Here is a 21,038-nt window from a genome sequence, read left to right on the forward strand (position 1 = left end):
GCATGAGTGTAGCAAAAAAAGAACGTTCTGTCAGCAGTTTTCGCAATTCGGAAAAAACGAGTCTAAAACCATCCATTCTGCACAAATCATTTCTCTGATTTTTGTGCAGAAATAATCGCTGTATAGCAAAAAAGCCGCTCTGTTTCTGGAAACTTCCAGCACAGAGCGGCAAATTTTTAAATTCTGTTTTCTTTAAGCAGCTTTCTGCTGCGCAGATATTCATGGTAGCGATAAGCCAGCAGATCCGTCAGAACTGCATATAAAATACGGTGGGTATGTACTTCACGGCAGTGACGATATAATAAGCAATAGTCGACCAGCGGATTTTTTTCTGCGTCCGGGTTGGAGGTGATCATCACGATCTTCCCTCGGAAGTTCTCAAATGCCCAGTGCGCGCGTACCGAATCCGTATTCTGCGGACGCTGCACATATTCACCGCTGTCACTGAACACGATGACCAGTGTTTTATCGTCCGCATTCCGGATATAATCCGCCTGTTTCTGGTCATCAATGTTCGTCACGATAAATTTGCGTTGGTCGCGCAGCTTTGTCTGCAGATCCAATGCAGCCGTTTCAGAAAAGTCACAACCAAATGCTGCAACCTTTTCATAATGGTAAATTTCTGCTGCAAGCCGATCCAACTTTTCCCAGTCCAGCAATTCATAGGTCATACGGATATCCCGGAGCACCGCATCCACATAGGCATCCGTCGAATGTTCATCAATATAGCGCATAACATCCGTTACGAAATAGTTTTCGCGCTGTTTTCGATTCAAATTGATCGCAGCCTGTTTTTGGAATGTCCGATAGTCCTCATAGCCAAGAATTCTGATAAATTTGGAGATCGTGGATTTTGACACTGCACACAGCGATGCCATTTCCTCAATAGAAATCATGTCCAAGTCGCCATAATATTGCAGCATCTTCATTGCGATGCAGTACCATGTAGAACCGGGAAGGTTTTCATTCAGGATGTAGAGCAACCGTCTGTGCAGCGTTGTGGCAAAGTCGCCGCTTTCCTCATAGCGCATCATGGCAAGGCATCCTCCCTTTTCAACAGCAGTTTTTGATTTTATTATAGCATTGAAGTTGTCGTTATGCAAAGCCCGTCTAAGTTCGGCTCACGATGCGCAGAATCTTCACCGTTTCCGGTTTTGACGGCTCTTTCAGCACGATGCTTTTGAAATAATTGCGGTTCGGGATCTCTGCCCGGTGCACCAGAACATCGTTCCAGTCCTTCATGCAGGGCTGGATGCGGGTCACGCTCCCGGTTCCGGCAATCCCTGCATTACCTGATACGGCATCTGTATCTACCAATGGTGTTGCAACGGCTGCAACTGTCGATGATAATCTTACCCAAATCTAATTATTCGACTAACACATTATTTTCTACTGTATGTAGTAAAATTTCAATCTATAACTTTCTCAAATTTCAAATTTTCACCCAGATATAATAATCATGATCCAAAGCCTCTGAGTCGAAAGACTCAGGGGCTTTTTTATGTCTGGAGGTGAGCATTTTGTTATTCCGCACCATCACTATCATTATTACCATCGTATTTTAAAGCGCAGCTGCGCAGAAAGGAGAAAGCCTTATGAACTTTTGGTCCGAAATCGTCAAAGAAGTTGGCACCGTCTTGGTGGAAGTCCTCGTCCGCATCGCTGAAGAAATGGAAAACAACAATTGATCACAGTACACTGAAAAGGAGATTTTACTATGCCCGCAAATGTTGAAACGATGTTCTCTGTCCGTGAGACCCCTTGGCACGGCCTTGGCCGTATCGTGATGGATGCCCCTGCAAGCCGTGAAGCCTTGGAACTGGCCGGTCTGGATTGGCAGGTGGAAAGCCGCAATATCTACTCTGGCACGGGTTCTATGATCCCCGGCTATCGGGCTAACGTCCGCAGCACAGATGATTCCGTACTCGGTGTCGTATCTGACCGCTACCGCATTGTGCAGAACGAAGAAGCGTTCCAGTTCACCGATGACCTGCTGGGTGAGGGTGTCACCTATGAAACCGCAGGCTCTTTACAGGGCGGCAAGAAGGTATGGATGCTGGCAAGGCTTCCGAGGAAATATCTTATCGCTGGAGATCAAGTAGCACCATATCTTGTGATCTTCAACAGTCATGACGGAAGTTCTGGTGTGAAAGTGGCCATGACTCCGATCCGTGTGGTCTGCCAGAACACGCTGAACCTTGCGCTGAATACCGCAAAGCGCAGCTGGACTGCACGCCACACCGAAAATGTTCTGCTGCGGGTGCAGGATGCCCGTGAGACCCTGCAGCTGGCCAGCAACTATATGGTTGAACTCGGCAACCGTGGCGAAGAGCTGGCTCGTATCGATTTATCCGATCACAAGGTGCAGGAGTTCATCAATGAGTTTTTCCCGATTTCTGAGGACCTGTCCGATTGCCAGCGGAAGAATAACCTGCGCTTGCAGGAAGATCTGAAGACTCGCTACTATAACGCACCGGATTTGGAATGGGTCGGCAAAAACGGTTGGCGTTTTATCAACGCCGTCTCCGATTTTGCCACCCACGCAGACCCTCTCCGCAAGACCAAAAACTACAACGAGAACCTGTTCCTGCGCACCGCAGAGGGCAATCCCATGATCGACAAGGCTTACAAGATGGTGCTGGCAGCAGCATAAAGGAGGACGTATGAACGATGTGAGCAACCGGGCTGTCCGGGAATTTTCTGAGTTCCTGAACAGCATCGAAGCCGATTTTTTTTTTTTCAAGCCAAAGACGGCATACGAGATCACGATGAAAAGCACCATCGTCAGTGCCTTGATTACGTTGGACACCGAAAAGCAGATGGACGAGCGTTTCTGGAACCATCTTCGGGTGCAGCGGAATATTCTGGATTTCCTGTATACCCTGTGGCTGGATGATGACCGCACTTTGGTGGATGAGTTTTCCACCATTATCAAAGACTTGGTGGAATATGACTTCATTCTTGCCGAATCTATTATGAAAGAAAGGATGCAAAGCGCATGAAAAGATTGATTTCAACTTTGAACCTGTCCAAAGAAGATTGGCTCCGTTACCGTAAGTGCGGCATTACCGGCACGGATGCCGGTGCCATCCTTGGACTGAATCCCTATCGCTCTGCATTTCAGGTGTACCACGATAAAATCAGCGAAACTATTGAGAACATCGATAATGAGGCTATGCGCCAGGGACGCGATCTGGAAGATTATGTCGCACAACGCTTCACCGAAGCAACCGGTCTGAAGGTACGCCGTGCAAATGCCATCTACCAAAGTGAGGAACATCCACTGCTTCTAGCGGACTTTGACCGTTTGATTGTCGGGCAGAAAGCAGGACTGGAATGCAAAACGGTTTCACCGTTCTCTGCGGATAAGTGGGCAGATGGCAAAATCCCTGCACATTACATGGCTCAGGTCAATCACTATCTGGCTGTCAGCGGTTTTGACTGCTGGTACATTGCTGCTCTGATTTTCGGGAAGGAGCTGGTGATTCACAAGATCACAACCGACAAAGAAGTTCTGAACAACCTCATTGCCAAGGAAGAGCACTTCTGGAAATACAACGTGATGCCCGAAATTCCGCCTGTACCTACCGGAAGCGAGGGGGATACACAGCAGATCAATCAGCTGTACTCTGCAGATGATAGAAACAAAACTGCCGATCTGAATCCCATCCGCGACCTGTTGGATAAGCGGCAGGAGCTTTCTGATCAGATCGAACAGCTGGAGCAGGAAAAGGCTGCCATCGAGCAACAGGTCAAGCTGCAAATGCAGGATGCCGCCTATGGCACAGCATCGGGCTATAAGGTGTCGTGGGTGTCCTCCGAAAGTAAACGTGTGGATTCCCAGCGGTTGAAGAAGGAACAGCCTGACATTTTTAATCAGTACAGTAAAAATGTGAGCAGTCGCAGGTTTACCATTATCCATGCAGCATAATTTTTGTGCGCCTATAGACACACAAAATTTGCGCTTCAGCTATTTTTGTTTAATAGAAAAGCACAATACTGTTTACACAACAATAATTGTATGCTAAGATAAGAATATGAGGTGATGCACGATGGTTCTGCGCAAAAGTTATTTGGATAAGATCATTCCTTTTATCGATCAGGATCTGATCAAAGTTTTGGTTGGAATCCGGCGCTGTGGAAAAACAGTCCTTCTCGGTCAGATCAAGGACGTGCTCCTCCGGCGCAACATTCCCGCACAGAACATTATTCAGGCCAATTTTGAGTCCATGCGCTTCCGCAACACCCGTACTGCAGAAACGCTTTACGACTACATCGCAAAAAAAGCGGAAGGCTGCACCGGCAAAATTTATATTCTTCTGGATGAGATTCAGGAGGTGGAGCGCTGGCAGATTGCAATCAATTCTCTTCGTGTCGATTTCGATTGTGATATTTACCTGACCGGCTCCAATTCCAAGCTGCTTTCCGGCGAACTGGCAACCTATCTTTCCGGACGATATATCCAGATTCAGGTTTTCCCCTTTTCGCTGGCCGAAGCAAAACAGCAATGCATTGAAAACGGAACCTACACTTCGGATGAAAAGCTCTTCGCAGACTATTTGAAGTACGGCGGTTTTCCGCAGCGTTTCTTCCTCCCTGACGATCATTCAATCACCACCTATCTGGACGATCTTTACGAGGCTATCATTGTCCGTGACATCATGCTGCGCCACAATATTCGCGAACAGACCGCATTACGTAATGTCCTTGCATTCCTGCTGGACAATATCGGCAATCCGTTTTCTGCCCGTAATATCAGTGGACGCATGGTTTCGGAAGGAATCAAGACAACCACTGCTACCGTACTGAACTACGTTGATTATTTCAAGGAAGCCTTTATCCTTCTAAATGCACGCCGCTATGATATCAAAGGAAAAGCGCTCCTGTCCAGCACAGAAAAGTACTATGCAGTCGATCTTGGCCTGCGGAACGTTATCAAGAAAAGCGAAAAACTTGACAGCAACAAGCTGTATGAGAACATCGTATATCTGGAAATGCGGAGCCGTGGCTATGAAGTTCAGGTCGGCAAGCTGGACGACACCGAAATTGATTTTATCTGCTACCGTGGAGATGAAAAGTTCTATATTCAGGTTGCTTACCTGATCACTCCCGCCGATGAAGAACGGGAGTTCGGTAATCTTGAGCGGCTGCACGACAACTATCCTAAGTATGTTATCAGTGGTGATTTGGCGAATTTAAGCCGAAACGGAATCATTCATCGAAACATCATTGATTTTCTGCTCAATCCGTAATTTTCACATCATGGGGCACAACAGTTGACGCTGTTGTGCCCTTTTTTCTTTATCAAAATTGGAGGCATTCTTATGGAAAATCCATTCGTAAAATTATTTGCTATCGACTTCAAAGATCATCTGGAAGTCAAAAAGTCCGGCAATACGGAACTGAAATATGTAAGTTGGGCGTACGCTTGGGCAGAGGTGAAAAAGCTGTATCCTTCTGCCAGCTACGAAGTCAAGAAATTTAACGGCCTGCCCTATGTTTATGACCCCATAACAGGCTTCATGGTGTACACCTCGGTCACGATTGAGGGCGTTTCGCACGAAATGTGGCTTCCGGTTTTGGACAGTTCCAACAAAGCCATGAAAGCTGTGCCTTACACCTATACCACCCCGAAATGGGACTACAATCCGCAGACCCGCCGCCGTGAAAAGATCGGCATGGAAGAACGTACCGTAGAAGCAGCCTCTATGTTCGATGTGAATAAAGCTATCATGCGGTGCTTAGTGAAGAACCTTGCTATGTTTGGCCTTGGCCTGTATGTTTATGCCGGAGAGGATTTGCCGGAAGATGCTGCACCGCAGCCGGAGGCAGAACCGCAAAAGCAGCCGAAACCGAAATCCACCAGCCAGAAGCAGGAACAGCCGCCTGTGCCCTGCATCTGTGTCCGGTGCAACCAGCCTATCAAGAGGGTCAAGCTGAAGGATGGCTCCATCATGCAGGCGGCAGAGTTTGCAGCCACCCATGAGGGAATGTGCGCTGACTGCTATAAGGCAACCAGATTGAACGTAGCATAATAAAACTGCTCTATTTCGATGTCACTTGATTCTTGTATGATTCTATATTTCATGGTACACTTACAGTAGTGAGTTCTGAAAGCTCTCCTCTGTGAGCGGAAAGGAGCATTGCATGAAAGATTTGCAGTTTCCTGTTGGAATCTCGAATTTTGAAAAGATTCGAGAAGGCGGGTATTATTATATCGACAAGACCAATCTGATTTCTGAACTTCTTAGCGGTGGTATCGCTGAAGTAACATTGATTACTCGTCCTCGCCGTTTCGGAAAATCCCTTGGTATGAGCACTCTCGCAAATTTTCTGGACATCCGCAAAGACAGCAAGCAGATGTTTGAGGGATTGGCGATTTCCAAAAATACAGAACTTTGCAAAAAATGGATGAACCAGTGTCCTGTGGTATTTTTCTCTTTCAAGGATACGGACGGTCTGACCTTTGAAAGCGCCTATGGAATGCTGTGCATGAAGCTGGCATTTGCATTTCAGGATTATCAGTTTCTTTTGGATGACGCTGCTATTTCTGACGATGACAAAGGCATCTTTAAGCGAATTCTGGGACGCACTGCATCCATAGATGAAACCAAAAGCTGCTTTTTGCTATTGACCCGGATGCTGGAAATCCACTTCAAAAAATCGGCGGTCGTCATTCTGGATGAGTATGATGTTCCCATTGCAAAAGCCAGCAGCAACGGATATTATTCGCAGATGCTGGACGTGATGCGGGCTATGATGAGCACCACGCTCAAAGACAATACTTCGCTTGACTTTGCTGTTATTACCGGCTGCCTGAAAATTGCAAAAGAAAGCATCTTTACCGGGACGAACAATTTTGTTTCGGACACGATTCTTTCTCCCCGGTTGAGCGAATCCTTTGGTTTTACACAGGCAGATGTAGATCAAATGTTGAAAGATGCTGGTCTTGAATCACAGTCTGCTGAAATCAAGGCATGGTACGACGGTTATCATTTTGGCGATGCAGACATTTATTGTCCGTGGGACGTAATCAGTTATCTGCGGGATTTCCAGTATAGTGTAGCACAGAAGCCGAAAAGCTATTGGAAAAACACCAGCGATAATGCTATTATCCGTTCTTTCATCGACTATGCAGGTGACAATATCACCACGAAGCTCGAAACGCTGATGGCTGGCGGTTCCATTGTTCAGCATATTGAAGAAAACCTGACCTACGATTATCTGCACTCCTCTGAGGAAAATCTTTGGAGTGTGCTGTATCTGACAGGCTATCTGACCAAGGTGCGGGATAAGGATCTTACAGATTCGCTGCCGGATGGCTGCTCTGCGCTGATGATTCCCAATGCAGAGATTCGGGAAATTTTTGAAACCACTGTAAGCAAATGGTTTGACGACAGTGCAAAGGCATGGAACCGCAGCCCGTTGTTTGATGCAGTCTGGAGCGGAAACAACGAAGCTCTGACAAAAGAGATGACCAAGCTGCTGCGTATGACCATCAGCTACCACGACTACCGGGAGGATTTTTACCACGCTTTCCTTGCAGGCATCTTTACTGGTGCTGGCTATGTGGTGGAATCCAACAAAGAGCATGGCGAAGGACGCAGCGATGTTATTGTAAAGGACATCCGCAATGGTCGTGTGGCAATTTTTGAAGCCAAGTATGCAAAAACTCTGGATGCTCTGCCGGATGCCTGTGATGCTGCCATTCAGCAGATCAATGACCGGATGTATGCGGCAGATTTCCGGGACGACTATGATGACATCCTCTGCTATGGCATCGCATTCTTCAAAAAGCGTTGCATGGTAAGGAAAAAATAATTATCTACTGGGGAGTATCTTCGGATACTCCCCTTCACTTTTTACAGGACAATCCATTTGGATTGTCCTGTTTTTATTTGGAGGCACACAATGGAAGAACAAAAAATCAAAGTCCTTGCGCTCCTGCCAATGGAGCTGCCAAAGGAAATCGAGCTGGACAACACGCTTGAAGCCATGCAGAAATTTGTAGGCGGGCTGATCGAATGCATCACATTGAGTGACACCGGTTCAGCGGTCACACTGGTCTGCAATGATGAAGGCAAGCTGCTTGGCCTGCCGCTCAATCGTCCGCTGTGGGATGGAGCCGATGTTCTTGCCGGGCCGGGATTTCTGGCCGGATGTGACAACGAAGGGAATCTGACTTCCCTGCCGCAGAGTACAATGGATTTCTACAAAGAGAAATTCAGAGCTTTTATCATTGAAATCTAAGGAGGACAGATTATGACCTTTAATGCAATGACCGAACACTACGAAGAGATCACGGTTTGCGGAAAGCCTGCGCTGTTCACCAGCATCCGCATCAAGAGAGATACCATTCCGGATGGTCTGTACGCCTACGATGTTCGGCATGATGACGAGTGCCGGGGCATCCCTTGTGAGATCGCGCCCTTTGTGATGGTCAACCACTGGGGCACCATTATTCTTGCGGAACCGCTGGAACTGCCGGATGATGGGCGGCGATATATTGACGAGGACACCGACTGGAACTACGCTCCTTTGGATGGCGAGGACACCGCCAATCACAAACCGTGCACTTCCATTTCTGATTTTATGACTGCCTATGCCCACTAAAACTGTATTAAAAATACCGTATATTCTGTTTTGTATTAAAATCGGCCGTTTTCAGGCCATTTTAAGGTGCAAAACACAGTCTTAAAAATGTCGCTCGTTATCTTTGAGCCAGAAAGGAGACGCATGAACATCTATGGCTATTGCCGAATCTCTACGGCAAAGCAGAGCATTGACCGTCAGATCCGCAACATCAAGGCAGAATACCCGACTGCCCATATCGTGCAGGAAGCTTACACCGGTACATCCATTTTTCGCCCGGAATGGCTGAAGCTCTACCGGATTCTGAGAGCCGGAGATGTGGTGGTGTTCGATTCGGTGTCACGGATGTCCAGAAATGCAGAAGAGGGGTTTGCTCTGTACGATGACCTCTACCATAAGGGCATCCGGCTGGTGTTCTTGAAAGAGCACCACATCGACACCGAGACCTACAAAAAAGCCCTGTCCGGCAGCATTGCCATGACAGGGACAAATGTGGACTTCATCTTGAAGGGCATCAACGAATATCTGATGGCGTTGGCCAAGGAGCAGATCAAACTGGCCTTTGAGCAGTCCGAAAAAGAAGTTGCCGATCTGCACCAGCGCACCCGTGAGGGCCTTTTGACCGCCCGGCTGAACGGCAAGCAGGTTGGTCGCAAAAAGGGTGTCGGCTTTGAAACAAAGAAAGCCAGAGAAGCCAAACAGATCATAGACATAAACCAAACAATGTCTCCCGAACACATTTGCAAGGCTCTGTCGCCAGAATTTGAATCGCTCGTGATACGACATAATCTGTATAGAAAAGCAGTGGCAAGCGACTTAATAACCCCTAAAATTTACGATGGCTGTATAGAGGATTCATATGACACTGCTTATGGATTATCTGAGATCATCAGTAAAGGTTATCGGTTGGGGCCTACGCAGGCCGCAATTCTTACCGATGCTATAAAATCCCGTGTAGATTGCAGAGAGACATCTCTACGAATTTTTCCCAGTATTCTTGAGGAACTTGAGAACTCCAGTTTGGCAAGTGCCCGCACACTGGCCAATCGTCTAAGACCTCTTTTGCGGAACAACGTATTCGAGTGCCAAAAAACAGGCAGCACTTCTCTCCCGCTTTCTCCGAATATTCACGTCTTCGATCTAAGCGGGTATCCTGCTGGCATACGAATTATCCTAGCAGAACTTCTGCTATATGATTGGTTCCGTTCTGCCCGTGCGCTGCAAACTCCAATCATCATTATGGTCGATGAAGTGCAGAATCTAAAGCTTGGTCGAGGCACAGTTTTGAATCAAATCATCACAGAAGGTCGTCGGTTTTCTATCGGTTCCACCCTTATTTCGCAATCTCTGAAAGCCTTCAGCCCAGATGAGCAGTTGGCGTTGAGCCAAACTGGAACCAAGCTGTTTTTTAAGCCACCACTCACAGAACTTCGGGCGTGTTCCGAGATGTTGGCGCCCCCACAGCACCGTGCCGAAACAGCTGAACTGCTCAAAACATTAAAAGCCGGCCAGTGTCTTCTGCTGTCCGAATACGTTTACATAGGAGACGAGACTCACCCGTGCACTGATTGCATTCAGGTGAATGTTGACCTACCACAGTCCGTTAAATAATAGGAGGATTTTACCATGAACTATCATTATGGATTTTTTGATGCCCCTGCGGTTCCCGCATACCCTAATTCAACGCCAGCCATGAAACCCGCTATTTATTTTATCAAGCCACCCTGTCTTGCCGATGCCAATTATGAATGCCTTGGTTGCGACATTGCAACCTTGCGTAACAACGGTCTCCACCTAAACTGTGGCTATCTAATTCCCTCCAATTTTCCCCTGTGTGATGAAGCGGTATTGGAACCCGATCTTCCTTGGTATCCTTAAAGTTGCTCTAAACAAACAGTTATTCTTATACTGACTAGGAAGCCGGAAAGGCTTCAATATTTAATCTTCATGGAGGAAAAAGCCTATGAAAAACAACAGTGATTTTATCAGTCTGACCGCAGCCGTCCGCCGTGCCAAAAGTGAAGGGCTGAATCTGAGCTATGCCAGCCTGCGGAGGTTTGTCGCTGAAGGATTCATTCCACACGTGCCCAATGGTAGCCATATTTTAGTATACTATCCAAACGTAGCCAATCTGATAAAGAACGGTGTGACTGCCGAACAAAGTCGAGCATATCAGCTTTCCCGTAGTCGAAGCTAATCCAACAGTCCGCCCTCGGTATCCTAGATGCCGAGGGCATTTTTTGAAGCAAATTTAGATCAATTGGAGGTTCAAATCTATGTTCTGTGAAAATTGCGGTCATCAAATCTCCGATACCGCCAAATTCTGCTCTGCCTGCGGTCATCCCGTTGGCACAGCACCATCCCCCGGTGTAGGAGCACCGCCTACTGTTCCAGCCAAGCGAGAATCGCCCCGGCTGAAAGCATCGTCTGGTAATGGAAGCATCTCTAGAATGTCCGGGATACGCCGTAAGCCGTGGCTGCTCCGTATGCCAATCCCTGACCCTCACACAGGTATTACAGTTGTAAAAACTGTCGGCACTTATGTCACCCGTGAAGAAGCCGAAGCGGTTCGTGCTGAAATGATGAAACGCCCTGCTACACCATATCAAGATTCCACCTTAGCAAAAATTCACGAGGTTTTTCTGGAATCTCGCGAGTACAAAGGACGTTCTGATAAGGCTCGTGAGTTGTATGATCTGGCATGGAAGTATCTAAAACCGCTCTGGTATTATAAAATCGCCGCCCTTTATGCACAGGACTTCCAGAACATTCTTGATAAGATGGCCGACGATGGCCTGTCTCAAAGCATGTTGGAAAAAGAGCGCACTCTTATCAGTAAGCTGTATCGCACTGCCATTGGCTGGCGTGTCGTGGATGCTAACCTCGCATCTGTTCTGAAAATCGAGGGGCGCAAATCCCCGGAACGTGAAATCTTCACGGATGAACAGGTAACGCTGATTCTGAGCCAGAAGAACACTCCCACGGGGCAGATGGTAATTGCTCTTCTGGCCTGTGGAGTTCGTATCTATGAGCTGCTGCACTTCAAACACGAAGATTTTCACCGCACGGAATCCGGCGCTTATCTGATTGGCGGCTGCAAGACCGAAGCTGGACGCAACCGCATCATTCCCATTCTTGACTTCGGCATCCCGATTTTTGAACATGCGTATGCCACCTCTGTGGAAAACAGCCCGCTTTTTCCAAATGGCAAAGGAGGTTTTTGGAACGAAAAGAACTGGCGCAACCGCAAGTTCTATCCGTTCTTGGAGGAAATTGGCATTCAGCCGAATCCTTATGACGAGAACGGCAAGCGTAAACCGGAGTTTTCCGGGAAGCTCGCCACTTATACGCCCTACACCACCCGGCATACATACGCCAGCCTCTGTGATCGCGCAGGTGTCAACAAGGATATCCTGAAACGTGCTGTCGGGCACACGCCCAAATCCAAAACGCTGGATGAAGTCTATCTGCATCCGAAAGCCAACCAGATGATTGAAGCTTTTGACTCGGCCAATCAACTGGTCAAAGATGAAGTTTTGGCTCTGCCAGAAGAATAACCCCTACATACCAGAAAAACCGTCAACGCATGAGAGAGCAATCTCTCGCGTTTGACGGTTTTCTTTTTTACCCTAAAAGCACTCTTGCTCTGCGTTGTATCTCTTTTTCGATCATCTTCAAGCGATTTGGCGGCAGATTATAACGTGTCGCTCTGCGGTCAAAATGGAAATCCAGCAGCTTATGGAGCATTACACGGTGACGAGGTTTCATTGCACTCTTTGCAGCTGCAAAGAAATCATCGTATGCAAGCGGAAGCAGTGTGCGGGCATATTCATCAAACGCTTTCTGGTTGTCCCAAAGATCCGTCCCGCCCAGACTGAACAGCGAGTTTCCGTGGTCAAACAGCGGTGCGGGTGCCGCAATCGCATTGGTCTTATTATCTACCAGCACGCCAAAGTTTCCATAGTGGCGGTCTGTATTGCAGATGATTGCATCAAAGACCAGCATATCTTCCAGTGCATCCACAAAGTTCTGACCTAACGTCTGATAATACGCAAAAATTGCTTTTATTCCACCTTTGGACACAAGCTGTCCGATGGGAATATAAGAATACTCTTTGCTGGTGAACAGCTCACACTTGGAACAAAGCGTCTTTTTCAGATCTTTTGTCAGGGTGTAGCGAATCGCATTCACGCCCATCACCTGTGCAACTTGATAAGCATACATTTCCGAGTACGGTTCAAATCCCAGATTACTGAACCCTGACGTGCCACCTTTATAAAGATAGATTTTTCCGTTTTGTCTGCGCCAGCATTTTGGCAGCATCCCGTTGGTCGAGAACTCCGGGCAGGACGCAAGCGAAGTTCGTATGCTGCTGCCATATCCTGTAAAGGCGATTGCTGCCAGCACCTGACTGAATCGGTTATCGTAAAGATTTACTTTTTCAAAGGTGTCACCGGAGCCCTCTGCATCTACCCAAAAGCAATCATTGAGTGAAAGTCCTTTGCAGACGGTGATAATTCCCAGCGGACGATTCAAAGAAAGCCCCACCTTGGAGAGCAGAGCATCTACATACGCTCGGTTCTTCGGAATTGTGCGATGCCGCAGCCAGCGTTCTACGCCATCTTCTGATACAGTCAGGTTCAAAGGTAGAAAGGAACTGTTTTCTTCGTAAACCTTTATAATATGGAGGTCAGTATCTGCACTGTCCATGTTTGCTTCAAAGGTAAGCAGTGGCAAATCAAAATGCCGGATGGTGTAGCGCACAGCGATTTCTCCTTTCATCCATGATCTTTTTCTTTATTATACGGCATCAGAATCCGAATGAAAAGCACCGTCGTCATTCTGTACAAAATTTGAGGATAAAATTTTATACCCAAAAATCTGCAAAAATCGGGTTTCCGGAGCCATTTTGCCGTTCCTCTCCGAATTTTGCTACAGATCTGCTACAAACTTGCTACAAACGACTGAAAAGGGGGCCTCCTACACGTTTCATTATCAATATGCAAAAGTGAATTCGTTTCACTTTTTCGTATCAAAAAGCACGTAGATACAAGAAAAAGCCGCTTACCTTTTTTCAGGTAAACGGCCTTACGTTTGGTGGAGAATTAGGGACTCGAACCCCAGACCCCCTGCGTGTGATGCAGGTGCTCTAACCAGCTGAGCTAATCCTCCATATTTTGTTTTGTGCGTTCCGAACTGGAACGTGACTATTATAGCACGGCCTTTGCCAAAATGCAAGCCCTAATTTTAAAAAAATCACACTTTTTGTATCCGCTTTCCGGTTGCCCTTTGATGCCAAATCGTGTATACTGAACACAGAAACTTTCCCACCGGGAAAAGAGGTACAAAAAATGCTGACACTTCGTGGAATCATTACGCTGATCGTTCTGATCGTTCTGTTTGCACTGGCCGTTGTGTGGATCTCCAAGCAGGGCGGCTGGAAGGGCGAGGGCTGCGGCGGCAACTGTGCATCCTGCCACAGCCACTGCGAAAAACAGGACCCGAACAAAAAAGCCTGAGTTCAAAAATGCCCCCGGACATTGCCTGCTGGCAGCGTCCGGGGGCATTCTGCTTTCAGCTTTCCGTCTCGCGGTAAAACACCCCGCGCTCTGCCGCGTACACGGCAATGGTGCTCAGCAGGTCCTGATGGGCTTTCTGGTAAGTAGTACGGCCGATGTGCAGCTGATCGATCACATCGTCCTCCGTGCGGTGCTGTACATAGCGCAGCTCGAACAGATCCGCACGCAGCGGGTCGTTTTTCCGGTAATAGGCAAGGCCCTCCTCAATGGCGGCGCACCAGCTGCGCTCCACCGGGCTTCGTGCACGCTGCCGCATCCCATACCGGTACAGTGCCAGCCGCGTCTGATTTCTCTGCTCGCTTGTCATGTTCTGCCCTCCTCTTTTCATCCGCGCGGCGTGCCAGCACTTCGCGGCGGTTCTGCTCTTCAAAAAAGCAGAGATCCCGCTCGTACATGCTCAGACCAAGCACCGCGCTCAGCCGTTCTGCTTCGCTCAGCTTGAACTGTGTGCGCCCCTGCAGTTTCAGGTTCAGTGCATTGGGGCTGATCTTCAAGGCTCGTGCCACATACTGCATCTTGTACCCACTGGCGCGAATATAATCCCGAATCATTTCAGTATTTGCCATATTCCGCTCTCCTTTTTTCGTATCGGCAATGCCGTTCCACAATCTTTAGTTGTAGTATATTCCTGCATTGATTCAGTGTCAACCCATTTTTGCAAATTCGCAGAAAAAAGTTGATTTTAATGCAATTTTTTGGTATACTTCTGGTAACAGCATTCTTTTTACGGAACAACCATACGTTTTTTTAGAGAGGTTTCGCATGTCTGAGTTTTCTACCCGTCTGCATCTGCGCCGCAAAGAACTGGGCCTTTCGCAGGAAGAGCTTGCCCAGCGCATGGGCTATCGGTCCAAATCCTCCATTACCAAGCTGGAAAAAGGCATCAACGACCTGCCGCAGTCCAAGGTGGAAGAGCTGGCAGCCGCGTTGGAGACCACCCCTGCCTATCTGCTTGGGCTGGACACACCCTGTCCGCCGCCGGGCTTTGAGCCGCTGCCTGCCATGACGCAGGTCCCGCTGATCGGTTCCATTGCCTGCGGCACTCCTATCACGGCAGAGCAGAACATTGAACGCTATATCGGCGTTCCCGCCGCGTGGCGCGCCGACTTTGCCCTGACCTGCCACGGTGACAGCATGTCTCCCACCATCTGCGACGGCGACATCGTATGCATTCGCTGCCAGCCGGAGGTGGAGCAGGGCGAGATCGCCGCAGTGCGCATTGGCGGCGAGGCCACCCTCAAGCACTTCCACCGGCAGGGTGATGCTGTGATGCTGCTTGCGGACAATGCCGCCGTCTGCCCACCCATGATCTTTACCGGCCTGCAGTTGGAAGAGCTGCACATTGAGGGCCGCGCTGTCGGCCTGTGCCGGGGGCTGTGAGCCGCCTGCAGTCTTTCAGGCACGTTTCATAAAAGAAGGAGGCTTCTCATGTTTTTCTCCCGCAAAAAGCCTGCCCGTTCTTACGACCCCGCCACCCAGCAGCCTGCACTGCGGTGCAGCATCTGCACCGGGGAGCAGGTGGCCGGTTTCATCTCCCCGGATGGCCATTTTGAGGACGTTCAGCTCATTCGCACGCCTCAGGAACTGGACGCATTCCGGGCACGGTACAGCATCCCGCCGGAATGCCCCCTGAAAAAGATCTATTAAAAGGAGTTCGCCATGCCCACTGCACCTGAAGAGATGACCCTGAAGGTCATTGCCCATATCCATACTGCCTTTCCCACCAAGTTCGGCATCCCGCGCCAGAGCGGCCTTGTGGACGAGCTGCGCGGCGAGGTGATCTTTACGCCCGAATACCGCAATGCCGATGCCGTGCGCGGTCTGGAAGATTTCAGTCACATCTGGCTGGTGTGGCAGTTCTCCGGCGCGGTGCGGGACAGCTGGTCCCCCACTGTACGCCCGCCGCGTCTGGGCGGCAACACCCGCATGGGCGTGTTCGCCACCCGGTCGCCGTTCCGCCCCAATCCTTTGGGCCTTTCCAGCGTGCGTCTGGAAGGCATCGAGCACCGGCCGGACGTTGGCCCGGTGCTCATCGTGCGTGGTGCCGACCTGATGGATGGCACCCCCATCTACGACATCAAGCCTTACATCCCCTATGCCGACTGCCACCCGGATGCCGCCGAGGGCTTTACCGGCCAGACCCAGTTCCACCGTCTGCAGGTACAGTTCCCGCCCGAACTGCTGGCACAGGTGCCGCAGGCCGACCGCGCCGCCCTGACCGGCGTACTGGCAGGTGACCCGCGCCCCTCCTACCAGCACGACCCGCAGCGGGTGTACGGCATGGAGTTCGGCCCGGTAGAGGTGCATTTTACCGTGGATGGCGAGATGCTCACCGTGACCGGCATCGCCCGCCGCTGAGAGGAAGCGTTTATGGAACTGCGGAACATCAATACCTTTTTGCACATCGCCGAGCTGCACAGCTTTTCCCGCACTGCGCGGCAGCTGGGCTATTCCCAGTCGGCGGTGTCCTCCCAGATTGCACAGCTGGAAGCAGAGCTGGGCGCACCGCTGTTCGACCGCGTGGGCAAGACCGTGCGGCTCACCGATGCGGGCCAGACCTTTTTGGGCTATGCACGCACCCTGCTGGCCACGGCCCAGCAGGCGCAGGCTGCCCTGCAGCCCGCCCGGCAGATCAGCGGCAGTCTGCGCATCGCTCTGGCGGATTCGGTGTGCTCCACCTTCCTGCCCGGTCTGCTCAAACGCTACCACGCCCTGTGCCCGCAGGTGGAGCTGGTGCTGTGCACCGCCACTGCCGACGGAATGCTGCAGATGCTGGGCACAAATCAGATCGATCTAGCCTATACGCTGGACCAGCCCCTGCTGCAGCCCAATCTGGTGCTTGCGGCGGATGTGCCGGAGCCGGTGTGTTTTATTGCACCGTCCGCTCACCCGCTTGCCGGGCAGGAAACCGTTACGCTGGAAGAGCTGCCCCGGCAGGAATTTCTGCTCACTGAGCGCGGCATGAGCTACCGCGACGCTTTGGATCAGTGCCTTGCCGCCCGCGGCCTTGCCATCCACCCTTATCTGGAGCTGGGCAGCGCTGCGCTGCTGTGCCAGATGGTGGAGCAGGGCATGGGTCTTTCCTTCCTGCCGGAGTACATCGTGCGTCCGGCGCTGGCCGCAGGTCGTCTTGCCCGGCTGAATGTGCCGGACTGCACCGTGGAGATGCATCGTCAGCTGTTTTATCACCGTGACAAATGGCTGACCCCTCAGATGAAAGCCTTTATCGAGCTGGTGCGCCAGCCCGCGCCCAGCACTGCCAGCAAATGAAAAGAGCACGGGTCCATTGAAGCGCAAAGCTGAACACACAAACGAAAAACCGCCGAAGGCTTTCCTTCGGCGGTTTTTCTTATGATAGGAGGATCAAAAATGATCGTCGCTAAATATTAGTTCAGGATGGTCAGCTCGGTCTCGATGTCGAACAGGTGGACCTTGTGGGGATCGAATGCAACGCGGACGGTGTCTCCGTTGCGTGCCTTGGAGGTGGGAGCCACACGAGCGGTCATCTTGTTGCCCTTGTACTCCAGATACAGGTAGATCTCAGCGCCCATCATTTCGGAGACGTCCACCTGAGTATCCAGCTGGCAGTCAGCGTGCTTTGCCATAAACTCGGGCTCGTCGTCGATGTCCTCGGGACGGACGCCCATCTTGATCTTCTTGCCGACGTAAGCATCCAGCTTGCCGTCTGCGGTCTTCTCCTTGGGCAGGGGGATCACGTCGCCGCCCAGATCAACACCGTACAGCTCCCCCTTCTTGATCAGGGTGCCGTCCAGGAAGTTCATCTGGGGGCTGCCGATGAAGCCAGCAACGAACATGTTGCAAGGCATATCGTACAGGTTCTGCGGGGTATCGACCTGCTGGATGATGCCGTCCTTCATAACCACGATACGGTCGCCCATGGTCATAGCCTCGGTCTGGTCGTGGGTAACGTAGATGAAGGTGGTAGCCAGCTTCTTGTGCAGCTTGATGATCTCGGTGCGCATGCTGGTACGCAGCTTAGCATCCAGGTTGGACAGAGGCTCGTCCAGCAGGAAGACTGCCGGGTTACGAACCATTGCACGGCCCAGAGCAACACGCTGACGCTGACCACCGGACAGAGCCTTGGGCTTGCGGTCCAGCAGGTGCTCGATCTCCAGGATCTTAGCAGCCTCGTGCACGCGCTTGTCGATCTCGTCCTTCGGGGTCTTGCGCAGTTCCAGACCGAAAGCGATGTTCTTGTAAACGGTCATGTGGGGGTACAGAGCGTAGCTCTGGAACACCATTGCGATATCACGATCCTTCGGGGGAACGTCGTTGATCAGACGGCCACCGATGTACATTTCGCCCTTGGAGATCTCCTCCAGACCGGCGATCATGCGCAGGGTGGTGGACTTGCCGCAGCCAGAGGGGCCGACGAAGATGATGAATTCCTTATCCTGGATCTCCAGGTTAAAGTCGGTAACAGCGGGAGCGGTAGCACCCGGATAGATCTTATAGATGTGCTGGCAGCTGATCGAAGCCATAGTCGTTTGCCTCCATAATTTTTAAGGTTCTCACGCTCTTGACGGCGTGTTCATTCGTTGGTACTATAATAACAGATAATTTTGTGATATAAAATAGCATTTTATTGATTAGAGGTGTCAGATATTGCTTTTTGACTGGAACACCATCGCTTTTCCCGCTTCCGTGCAGGATCTGCAGCTGTCTGCCCCCCTCACCCTCTCCGGCGAAGGACTGTGGGTGTGCCTTGTGTCCAGCGGCCAGTGCTCTGCATCCGTACCTGCTGCCGGGCCGCTGCCGCTGGGTGCAGCGCTCATTTTGCCGCCGCAGTCCGTGCCTGCCGGGCACCTGATCCTGAGCCGTGCCCCGCTGGCCCTTGTGCCGGAAAGCATCTGCCATCTGCTCTGCGTCCAGCTTACCGGGCAGGCGGCTTCCCAGTTTCTGGCCGGGCTGCACGAACTGCCCTTCCTTGCCAAGGGCGGTTCCTGCCCGGCCGCTGCCGAACTGATGGACCGCCTTGCTGAGGAAAAGACCGCCCACAGCCGTGCCCGCAGCCAGTTGGCCTACGCACTGCTGTGTGAGCTTTCTGACGCCGACAGTGCCGCGTCCGCCCTGCCGCCGCTGGTGCAGGCCGCCATTGAGGACATCCGCGCAAACTACGCGGGCCTTTACGGCGTGGAGGAGCTGAGCGAACGGCTGGGCGTGTCCAAGAGCCATCTGGTGCGCACCTTTACCGCAGCCATTGGCGTGCCGCCGGGCAAATACCTCACCACGGTGCGCGTTGAAGCAGCCCAGCGGCTGCTGCTCCACCGGGAGTACACACTGGACGTGGTAGCCAGCCTGTGCGGCTTTTCCGGTGCCAACTACCTGTGCCGGGTGTTCAAAAAAGAAACCGGCCAATCCCCCGCACAGTGGCGGGCAATGGCCGGTCACGCCGCGCAGAGTGGGCTTTCGCCCGAGGAATCTCTGCGCGAACAGGAGCTTTATATTTAAAGGCTATGCGGTCTGCTTTTTACCGCGCAGCAGCAAAAACAGGGTCAGCACTGCGGTGAGCAGTTCCGATGCCGGGAACGCTGCCCACACACCATTCATGCCAAACAGGCGGCTCAGCACCAGCGAGCAGACCACGATGGCCACCATGCCGCGGCAGATGGAGGTGACGGAGGCTTCCACCGGGCGGTTGGTCGCGCTCAGGTAGCCCGCCGCCACGATGTTGAACCCGGCAAAGAAGTAGCCCACAAAGTACAGCCGCATGCCCATGTGGGCAAACTGCGCCATCTGGGTGGAGTTCTCGCTGTTGAACACGCCCACCAGCGCATCGGTAGCACCAAAGATGATGCCGTACAGCACCGCTGCCAGCACCAGTGCGGTGCAGCTGCCCAGGATGAGCAGCTTTCTGGCACCGGCCTTGTCGCTTTTTCCGTAGCACTCGCTCACCAGCGGCTGTGCACCCTGTGCTACGCCGTTGAAGATGGCCGTTGCCACCAGCGCAAAGTTCGCCACCACGCCATAGGCCGCCACCGCCACATTGCCCGCCAGACCCAGCAGCAGGAAGTTGAATACGGTGGTGGTAACGCCGGAGGACATCTCACCCACAAAGCCGGAAATGCCAAGCTGGCAGCTCTGGCCCAGCAGCCTTGCCGAGGGGCGCTGGCGCACGAACTGCACGCCGTTCTTCTTTTTAAAGAAGTGGCGGCTGCAGATGGAAATGCTGATGATGGGAGACACGGCGGTGGCCAGCGCCGCACCGGCCAGCCCCAGACCCATGGGAAACATGAAAATATAGTCGAACACCACATTGAACAGGCTGCTGCTCAGGGTAGCCACCATGGCAAGGGAGGGGTCGCCGTCGTTGCGCACAAAGGCCGACACGATATAGTTGCACATGAAGAAGGGCGTGAACATAAGGAAGATACGGGCATACGGGATGCCCAGCGCCATGATCCCCGCGTCACCGCCCATCAGCCGCAGAAGGCCGCCGGGCGCAAAAATGCCCACCAGCAGGAACGGCACGCTGAGCACACAGGCGCAGAAGATGGCATTGGAAAAATAGCGCTGGCAGCGCTCGTCTCCCTGCGCCTTGAGGATGGCGTAGCGGGTGGCCGCGCCAAGGCCGACCATGGAGCCGACGGCAAAGATGAAGTTGTAGACCGGCAGGCAGAGGTTGAGCAGGGTCACGCCGTCGGTACCCGCCGCCTGCGAGATGAAATAGGTATCGGCCAGAATGTAGCACGAGGTGCCCAGCAGGCCGAAGATATTCTGTGATACATATTTAAAGAACTGTTTTGTCAGGTTCATACAAGTTCCCTTTCATGGCATTTTTTACGCATACCGGCATATTTTAGCACACCCCAAAATGCAAGTCAACACAAAAACGCCCTGTACCGC

24 protein-coding genes, 1 tRNA gene and 1 pseudogene are annotated in these 21,038 nt (G+C 51.4%); 18 read left to right on the forward strand and 8 right to left on the reverse strand.

From position 1 onward, the window contains the following. Positions 1-176: 176 nt before the first annotated feature. The gene (locus J3348_RS05110) at positions 177-1,034 is read right to left on the reverse strand and encodes a MurR/RpiR family transcriptional regulator (RefSeq protein ID WP_154259518.1); all 858 of its coding nucleotides are present in this window, start codon (positions 1,032-1,034) and stop codon (positions 177-179) included. A gap of 76 nt (positions 1,035-1,110) precedes the next feature. Beyond that, entirely contained in the window at positions 1,111-1,263 is a 153-nt protein-coding gene (locus J3348_RS05115; protein WP_173012879.1) for a hypothetical protein, read from the reverse strand. 454 nt (positions 1,264-1,717) lie between these two features. Here J3348_RS05115 and J3348_RS05120 point away from each other — a divergent pair, with 454 nt between their 5' ends. The 12 genes and pseudogenes from J3348_RS05120 to J3348_RS05175 all read left to right on the forward strand — a co-directional run bounded on the left by J3348_RS05120 (position 1,718) and on the right by J3348_RS05175 (position 12,149). Then, positions 1,718-2,653: a DUF932 domain-containing protein gene (locus J3348_RS05120; protein WP_207698484.1), complete on the forward strand. Its 936-nt coding sequence runs from the start codon at positions 1,718-1,720 to the stop codon at positions 2,651-2,653. Between the two features lie 10 nt (positions 2,654-2,663). Further along, entirely contained in the window at positions 2,664-3,002 is a 339-nt protein-coding gene (locus J3348_RS05125) for a DUF3848 domain-containing protein (protein ID WP_207698485.1), read from the forward strand. Beyond that, positions 2,999-3,931: a lambda-exonuclease family protein gene (locus J3348_RS05130; RefSeq protein WP_207698486.1), complete on the forward strand. Its 933-nt coding sequence runs from the start codon at positions 2,999-3,001 to the stop codon at positions 3,929-3,931. Before J3348_RS05125 ends, J3348_RS05130 begins: the two co-directional genes overlap by 4 nt. Before the next feature lie 121 nt (positions 3,932-4,052). Beyond that, a complete protein-coding gene (locus J3348_RS05135) occupies positions 4,053-5,252 on the forward strand; it encodes an ATP-binding protein (protein WP_207698487.1) in 1,200 nt (399 codons plus the stop codon). Positions 5,253-5,324: 72 nt separating this feature from the next. Next, positions 5,325-6,035: a DUF1071 domain-containing protein gene (locus J3348_RS05140; RefSeq protein WP_207698488.1), complete on the forward strand. Its 711-nt coding sequence runs from the start codon at positions 5,325-5,327 to the stop codon at positions 6,033-6,035. Positions 6,036-6,147: 112 nt separating this feature from the next. Continuing rightward, the gene (locus tag J3348_RS05145) at positions 6,148-7,821 is read left to right on the forward strand and encodes an AAA family ATPase (RefSeq protein WP_207698489.1); all 1,674 of its coding nucleotides are present in this window, start codon (positions 6,148-6,150) and stop codon (positions 7,819-7,821) included. Between the two features lie 90 nt (positions 7,822-7,911). Continuing rightward, entirely contained in the window at positions 7,912-8,250 is a 339-nt protein-coding gene (locus tag J3348_RS05150) for a DUF3846 domain-containing protein (protein ID WP_207698490.1), read from the forward strand. Positions 8,251-8,262: 12 nt separating this feature from the next. Then, positions 8,263-8,613 carry an LPD28 domain-containing protein gene (locus J3348_RS05155; protein ID WP_207698491.1) on the forward strand — a complete coding sequence of 117 codons (351 nt, stop codon included), beginning with the start codon at positions 8,263-8,265 and terminating at the stop codon, positions 8,611-8,613. 123 nt (positions 8,614-8,736) lie between these two features. Continuing rightward, positions 8,737-9,300: pseudogene (locus J3348_RS05160) on the forward strand (recombinase family protein); the annotation flags it as partial. 918 nt (positions 9,301-10,218) lie between these two features. Continuing rightward, the gene (locus J3348_RS05165; RefSeq protein WP_207698492.1) at positions 10,219-10,470 is read left to right on the forward strand and encodes a hypothetical protein; all 252 of its coding nucleotides are present in this window, start codon (positions 10,219-10,221) and stop codon (positions 10,468-10,470) included. Between the two features lie 85 nt (positions 10,471-10,555). Next, entirely contained in the window at positions 10,556-10,789 is a 234-nt protein-coding gene (locus J3348_RS05170) for a hypothetical protein (RefSeq protein ID WP_207698493.1), read from the forward strand. A 79-nt stretch (positions 10,790-10,868) separates the two neighbouring features. Next, positions 10,869-12,149 carry a zinc-ribbon domain-containing protein gene (locus tag J3348_RS05175; protein ID WP_207698494.1) on the forward strand — a complete coding sequence of 427 codons (1,281 nt, stop codon included), beginning with the start codon at positions 10,869-10,871 and terminating at the stop codon, positions 12,147-12,149. A gap of 67 nt (positions 12,150-12,216) precedes the next feature. Here the strand turns inward: J3348_RS05175 and J3348_RS05180 are convergent, their stop codons facing one another. Further along, the gene (locus tag J3348_RS05180; RefSeq protein ID WP_347565366.1) at positions 12,217-13,356 is read right to left on the reverse strand and encodes an XRE family transcriptional regulator; all 1,140 of its coding nucleotides are present in this window, start codon (positions 13,354-13,356) and stop codon (positions 12,217-12,219) included. Positions 13,357-13,687: 331 nt separating this feature from the next. Then, a tRNA-Val gene (locus tag J3348_RS05185) sits at positions 13,688-13,764 on the reverse strand. Between the two features lie 179 nt (positions 13,765-13,943). On the opposite strand from J3348_RS05185, the gene J3348_RS05190 reads away from it, so the two are divergent. Next, positions 13,944-14,111 (forward strand): FeoB-associated Cys-rich membrane protein, encoded by a 168-nt coding sequence (locus J3348_RS05190; RefSeq protein ID WP_044953787.1) that lies wholly within the window; start codon positions 13,944-13,946, stop codon positions 14,109-14,111. Between the two features lie 55 nt (positions 14,112-14,166). Here the strand turns inward: J3348_RS05190 and J3348_RS05195 are convergent, their stop codons facing one another. After that, on the reverse strand, positions 14,167-14,403 hold the full coding sequence (locus tag J3348_RS05195) for a hypothetical protein (protein WP_005942844.1): 237 nt from the start codon (positions 14,401-14,403) through the stop codon (positions 14,167-14,169). Then, positions 14,375-14,737: a helix-turn-helix transcriptional regulator gene (locus tag J3348_RS14185; protein WP_005942847.1), complete on the reverse strand. Its 363-nt coding sequence runs from the start codon at positions 14,735-14,737 to the stop codon at positions 14,375-14,377. Before J3348_RS14185 ends, J3348_RS05195 begins: the two co-directional genes overlap by 29 nt. 196 nt (positions 14,738-14,933) lie before the next feature. Here J3348_RS14185 and J3348_RS05205 point away from each other — a divergent pair, with 196 nt between their 5' ends. From J3348_RS05205 to J3348_RS05220, 4 genes are read left to right on the forward strand one after another with little or no spacing between them, the layout of a single operon-like run. Continuing rightward, positions 14,934-15,551, forward strand: a complete 618-nt coding sequence (locus J3348_RS05205; protein ID WP_207698496.1) for a LexA family transcriptional regulator — start codon at positions 14,934-14,936, stop codon at positions 15,549-15,551. 48 nt (positions 15,552-15,599) lie between these two features. Further along, positions 15,600-15,818: a hypothetical protein gene (locus J3348_RS05210; RefSeq protein ID WP_005942855.1), complete on the forward strand. Its 219-nt coding sequence runs from the start codon at positions 15,600-15,602 to the stop codon at positions 15,816-15,818. A gap of 12 nt (positions 15,819-15,830) precedes the next feature. Next, positions 15,831-16,529 (forward strand): tRNA (N6-threonylcarbamoyladenosine(37)-N6)-methyltransferase TrmO, encoded by a 699-nt coding sequence (gene tsaA / locus J3348_RS05215; protein ID WP_154259416.1) that lies wholly within the window; start codon positions 15,831-15,833, stop codon positions 16,527-16,529. Between the two features lie 12 nt (positions 16,530-16,541). Beyond that, positions 16,542-17,441, forward strand: coding sequence for a LysR family transcriptional regulator (locus J3348_RS05220; protein ID WP_207698497.1), 900 nt, complete (start codon positions 16,542-16,544; stop codon positions 17,439-17,441). A 116-nt stretch (positions 17,442-17,557) separates the two neighbouring features. Here J3348_RS05220 and ugpC read toward each other — a convergent pair whose 3' ends face one another. Further along, the gene (gene ugpC / locus J3348_RS05225; RefSeq protein ID WP_005942864.1) at positions 17,558-18,673 is read right to left on the reverse strand and encodes a sn-glycerol-3-phosphate ABC transporter ATP-binding protein UgpC; all 1,116 of its coding nucleotides are present in this window, start codon (positions 18,671-18,673) and stop codon (positions 17,558-17,560) included. A gap of 124 nt (positions 18,674-18,797) precedes the next feature. Between ugpC and J3348_RS05230 the strand changes: the two genes are divergently transcribed. Further along, positions 18,798-19,643, forward strand: coding sequence for an AraC family transcriptional regulator (locus J3348_RS05230; RefSeq protein WP_207698498.1), 846 nt, complete (start codon positions 18,798-18,800; stop codon positions 19,641-19,643). Between the two features lie 3 nt (positions 19,644-19,646). Here the strand turns inward: J3348_RS05230 and J3348_RS05235 are convergent, their stop codons facing one another. After that, positions 19,647-20,948: an MATE family efflux transporter gene (locus J3348_RS05235; protein ID WP_207698499.1), complete on the reverse strand. Its 1,302-nt coding sequence runs from the start codon at positions 20,946-20,948 to the stop codon at positions 19,647-19,649. Positions 20,949-21,038: the final 90 nt, after the last annotated feature.

Origin of the sequence: Faecalibacterium sp. Marseille-Q4896 (genome assembly GCF_017377615.1) — a bacterium.
GTDB lineage: Bacteria > Bacillota > Clostridia > Oscillospirales > Ruminococcaceae > Faecalibacterium > Faecalibacterium taiwanense.

What these genes read in the sequence shown, in the direction of transcription:
- J3348_RS05150 (WP_207698490.1), top strand. Translation starts at nt 7,912, where the DNA reads ATGGAAGAACAAAAAATCAAAGTCCTTGCGCTCCTGCCAATGGAGCTG.
- J3348_RS05145 (WP_207698489.1), top strand. Translation starts at nt 6,148, where the DNA reads ATGAAAGATTTGCAGTTTCCTGTTGGAATCTCGAATTTTGAAAAGATT.
- J3348_RS05135 (WP_207698487.1), top strand. Translation starts at nt 4,053, where the DNA reads ATGGTTCTGCGCAAAAGTTATTTGGATAAGATCATTCCTTTTATCGAT.
- J3348_RS05110 (WP_154259518.1), bottom strand. Translation starts at nt 1,034, where the DNA reads ATGATGCGCTATGAGGAAAGCGGCGACTTTGCCACAACGCTGCACAGA.
- J3348_RS05190 (WP_044953787.1), top strand. Translation starts at nt 13,944, where the DNA reads ATGCTGACACTTCGTGGAATCATTACGCTGATCGTTCTGATCGTTCTG.
- J3348_RS05205 (WP_207698496.1), top strand. Translation starts at nt 14,934, where the DNA reads ATGTCTGAGTTTTCTACCCGTCTGCATCTGCGCCGCAAAGAACTGGGC.
- J3348_RS05235 (WP_207698499.1), bottom strand. Translation starts at nt 20,948, where the DNA reads ATGAACCTGACAAAACAGTTCTTTAAATATGTATCACAGAATATCTTC.
- J3348_RS05120 (WP_207698484.1), top strand. Translation starts at nt 1,718, where the DNA reads ATGCCCGCAAATGTTGAAACGATGTTCTCTGTCCGTGAGACCCCTTGG.
- J3348_RS05140 (WP_207698488.1), top strand. Translation starts at nt 5,325, where the DNA reads ATGGAAAATCCATTCGTAAAATTATTTGCTATCGACTTCAAAGATCAT.
- J3348_RS14185 (WP_005942847.1), bottom strand. Translation starts at nt 14,737, where the DNA reads ATGGCAAATACTGAAATGATTCGGGATTATATTCGCGCCAGTGGGTAC.
- J3348_RS05170 (WP_207698493.1), top strand. Translation starts at nt 10,556, where the DNA reads ATGAAAAACAACAGTGATTTTATCAGTCTGACCGCAGCCGTCCGCCGT.
- J3348_RS05165 (WP_207698492.1), top strand. Translation starts at nt 10,219, where the DNA reads ATGAACTATCATTATGGATTTTTTGATGCCCCTGCGGTTCCCGCATAC.
- J3348_RS05155 (WP_207698491.1), top strand. Translation starts at nt 8,263, where the DNA reads ATGACCTTTAATGCAATGACCGAACACTACGAAGAGATCACGGTTTGC.
- ugpC (WP_005942864.1), bottom strand. Translation starts at nt 18,673, where the DNA reads ATGGCTTCGATCAGCTGCCAGCACATCTATAAGATCTATCCGGGTGCT.
- J3348_RS05210 (WP_005942855.1), top strand. Translation starts at nt 15,600, where the DNA reads ATGTTTTTCTCCCGCAAAAAGCCTGCCCGTTCTTACGACCCCGCCACC.
- J3348_RS05220 (WP_207698497.1), top strand. Translation starts at nt 16,542, where the DNA reads ATGGAACTGCGGAACATCAATACCTTTTTGCACATCGCCGAGCTGCAC.
- J3348_RS05175 (WP_207698494.1), top strand. Translation starts at nt 10,869, where the DNA reads ATGTTCTGTGAAAATTGCGGTCATCAAATCTCCGATACCGCCAAATTC.
- J3348_RS05130 (WP_207698486.1), top strand. Translation starts at nt 2,999, where the DNA reads ATGAAAAGATTGATTTCAACTTTGAACCTGTCCAAAGAAGATTGGCTC.
- tsaA (WP_154259416.1), top strand. Translation starts at nt 15,831, where the DNA reads ATGCCCACTGCACCTGAAGAGATGACCCTGAAGGTCATTGCCCATATC.
- J3348_RS05125 (WP_207698485.1), top strand. Translation starts at nt 2,664, where the DNA reads ATGAACGATGTGAGCAACCGGGCTGTCCGGGAATTTTCTGAGTTCCTG.